Raw genomic sequence first — 4,440 nt, 5'->3', positions numbered from 1 at the left:
TGTATTCAATACTAGTTTAATAAAACTTACTATGAATAAAAGATAAAAACACTGCTCAATTACTTGATTTTCATATAAATTGCGTTAAACTTATTATAAAAAATGTATATTTGCTACACCCCAAAATTTATTAATACCCTATTTCAACTTTAGATTATTATTATAATCTACTAAAATGTTACATCCCTAATGGATTACATCAATGAAACTGTGGTTAATAAAAAGAACTTCTCACTGCTTAAAATTGCAGCAACGTTTTTATTTATTTTCTTTTCAACCTTAAACGTAAATGCGCAATGTGTTAATGCTACAGATTGTGATGGAGATGGTATTGCCAATAGTATCGATTTAGATGATGATAATGATGGTATATTAGATATAGATGAGTTTAGTTGCCCACCTTTGGCATCAGGTACAATTACATCATTTATTATAGAAAATAAACCACAAACAGCGTCTACCAAAACTGTAAACTCTTTTTCAAACTCGGCTTCACCATTTTCTCAAAATACTTCTTATACCCTATCCTATGGAACAAGTTTAGGAAAACGTTTAGAAGGTTTTGTTCTAAGTTCTGGAAATACAATTAAAGTAGACGAAGATGCATCTGTAGGTAACATTACTTTTAGAAGAGCTACAAGTGGTACTGCTCCTATCAACCAAATTATTTGGATTGAAAATGACGGACATTCAAGCACTGCTAACGCAACTCAATTACATACAACAGAGGTAAACAACATGGCTGAAACCTTTTCGCATGGATTTTATAATGTAGGTAGTGATAATGTGTTTGATAATAGTATGTCTTCTCAAAACAATAATAATATAGAAAGAGTAGATGTAGTTTTTGATGATGGTTATTACATTAACTCAAATACTAATCAATACGTAACTGTTGGTGAAAGAGGAAAAAACAATTTTATAGATATTGCAATTATTACTAGCATAGATAACAATAGTACACCAACTTCTTATAGTTCGGTTTACAGGGTAACTACAAGCTCTATGACAACCATAGAAAAGTTACCATCTACAGTTTTAAGAAAAGAAATATCAGATACAGAATTCAGACCAAGTACAGCATTAAATCAAGATGTAGCAATAAGAGCGGTTAATTTTGCAGATTTCGGAGTTGCAAACGGAACCACAGTTTATGGGTACTCTATTTTTCCTCCAGATTACAACACAGCTAACCTTTTAGATTGGACAACTTTTCCAACCAATACAAACTCCTCATTAGGTGGTTTAGACCTGGTTTTGTTCAACTATTTTTCATCAGATTGTATAAGCAGAGATACAGATGGAGATGGCCTACCAGATAGTAAAGACACAGATTCAGATAATGATGGATGTCCAGATGCTATTGAAGCAAATAATTCGTATACATCAACCACTGTAACTAATACGCTTGTTGGTGGTAGCAATGGAGGTAGTTTACTCAACTTCCCTACTCCTGTTAATAATAATGGAATTCCAACTGCAGTAGGTACTACAGTAGGTGGTTCTGAGATTTCTGGGCAATCAACCAGCAGCAAGGTTACAACTGCAGAACAAATTACAGTTAATACAGCTCCAACAAGTTTAACAGTTAATGAGAATGATAATGCATCTTTTACAGTTAATGCTTCATCAATATCAACAACTACTTTTGCTGCAGGGAATCCCAATTATACAATTCCACCAGGTACAAATAGCACAGCCAACCTAACCTACAAATGGTTTAAAAATTCGGCTTCTTCATCTATTCTATCTACTAATACAACCTTAAACTTAGGTACTGTTGGTTTTTCTGATGCTGGAGATTACACTTTACAAATATTTGCTGTAGACAATGTTTGCCCTGAAGAAATAACAGTTACTTTAACTGTAAATGATGTTCCAACAGCATCTAATGATACAGCAACAGTAAATGAAAACAGTCCTGCAAACACTATAGATGTTTTAAATAACGATACTTTTGGGAACGATGGGCCTAATACTGGTACAATTTCTTTACCCAGTGCAACATCTAGTAATGGAGGAACCCTGTCTGTAGATGATAATGGAACACCAAATGATCCAACAGACGATACTATATTATATACACCAAATTCAGGTTTCACTGGTAATGATACCTTTAATTATACCATAACAGATGCTAATGGAGATACATCAACAGCAACAGTTACTGTAACAGTAAACACTGTTTTTAACTGTAATCAAAGTCCAACTGCACCTGCACAAGGTTTTAATGTCTTTGTAGAAGAAAATTTAGAAGTGGTTGAAAATGAAACTAAAGGTGCTGTAGCAGTAGGTGAAAACTTAACTATAAAAGGTAATTACAATGTAGCTTCTGATGACTGTGGAGATTTTGATACAAATGGATTAAAAACAGGTCTATTAGTAAACGGTCGTGTAAATTACCCATTAAATACAGTAATTAATACAGACGATGACGAGTGTAATTGTGGAGATCCAACCATTGTAAATAATGGAAGTTTTGAACAAGGAGCAAATCCATCTACTTGGACATTAAAGAATGAAGTTGATATACCTGGTTGGTACACAACTGCTACTGACAATAAAATTGAGATTTGGAAATCTGGTTTTCAAGGTAAAAATGCACAAAGTGGTAATTTTATTGCTGAAATAAATGCAACACAAAGAGCTGCACTATATCAAGTTATTTGTGCTGAACCAGGCTCTGTATTAAATTGGTCTATATGGCATAGAGGAAGACGTGGAATTGATGTAGCCGATGTAAAAATTGGGGTGTCTTTAAATTCTGCAACTACTGTAAGTACAATGAGTACAGATCAAAACGCATGGCAAAATTATACAGGTTCATATACAGTGCCTGCAGGAGAAAATAAAGTTTATTTTGTATTTCAAGCGGTTTCTAGCCAACCATATAACAACCTATCTTATGGTAATTTAATTGATAATTTTGAAGTAACTAAAACAACTCAGGGAATATGCCCAACAGGAGGTACAAATCCTGCTGGTTTATTAACTGTAGTAAATCCTAATTATTATACTAAAATAGGAAACAGCAATGGTTCTGTGGCATGGTATTTCGATCAAAATAATGCACCAGCCAATATGAGAGTAACTCCAAACGGAACTTATAACTCTTCTTCAAGAATTCAAATGAATAACAACTCACCTACTTATGGAGTGAGTGCAGGAAATAACCCTGTTTATGAAAATAATTTAATCGATTTTTCTAGTGCTTTCCAAAGCCTAAGAACAAATGCCACTAATTTAGCATTAAATGCCAATAATGCTGTTTTAGAGGATGATAATGGAAATTCTATTTCCAACACCAATTTAGCAAATCATACAGAAATATTCTTAAATAACGGTATCAATTATTTAAACATTACTGGTGCAGAATTAAATGCTACAAGTATTTTCGAAGCACAAAGAAATGCCAACGCAGATCGAATTTTAATAATTAACGTAGATGCACCAGGAACATTTAATTGGAATGTTTGGGAGCAAAGAGGTTTTACTGCTATAGACAGCCCTTATGTAATGTATAATTTCTCTAATACTACTGAACTGAATTTAGTTGGATCAGAAGAAATTTACGGAACTATTTTTGCACCAAATGCAGCTATAGAAAAATCAGTAAACAAAGAAGATATATTTGGTCAAGTAATTGCAAAATCTTTAATTCATGATGGTGGTACAATTCACTGTCAAAAATTTGCAGCAACCACAACTTGTCCTCCAATTGTAGGTGTTGCTCCAACTCCAGATTTTAACATCAATGTAAATCCACAATGTTTTGTAGAGAATGATTTTTCTTTCGAAAACACAACGCATACAGGAGGAACTGTGCAACCAGATGCACCAATTACTTATTTATGGAGTTTTGGAGATGGTACTACTAGTACAGAAATGAATCCTGATAAATACTATGCAAATGATGGTACATATACAGTTACACTTACGGCTACAAATACCTATGGTTCAAATTCAACAACCCAACAAGTTGTAGTATTACCAGTTTTAGAACCGATTGTGAGCGTAACAACTTTACCATCTACAGGAGGTAAAATTGTAAAAACATTTACTATTGATAATGCAAGTTCATTTACATCATTCTCTTGGACATTACCAGGAAGTGGACCAGGAAGTGGACCAGGAAAGTTTCAAAACACTAATCCAATAACACAAGAATTTACAGAAGCTGGTTCATTTATTGTTGCAGTTACTGCCACAAGTAATGATTGTACTATAACTATCGATATTCCAGTTACTATAACCTCTGCAGAAGTTACAGGAGGTAATTCTGGTGGAGTTGAGTCTGAGTCTTTAGGAGATGCAATCTCTAAGATTTATGTGGGTAGAAAAAAGAACTCTGTTCCTACAACTTTCGTAAAATCTGATGCTAATCTTTACAACAAAGCTAAGATGAAAGCTGAGCAGCCTTATCAAGGTAAAGGGCAAACA

At 33.7% G+C, this 4,440-nt stretch carries 1 protein-coding gene; it reads left to right on the top strand.

The features are described from left to right. Nucleotides 1-189: 189 nt before the first annotated feature. Nucleotides 190-4,440, top strand: a 4,251-nt coding sequence (locus tag V7R38_RS13110; RefSeq protein ID WP_334059110.1) for a collagen-binding domain-containing protein, incomplete at its 3' end; no start/stop codon positions are given.

Source organism: Polaribacter sp. P097, assembly GCF_036864555.1.
GTDB lineage: Bacteria > Bacteroidota > Bacteroidia > Flavobacteriales > Flavobacteriaceae > Polaribacter.
This window is presented reverse-complemented; position numbering and strand designations above follow the sequence as displayed.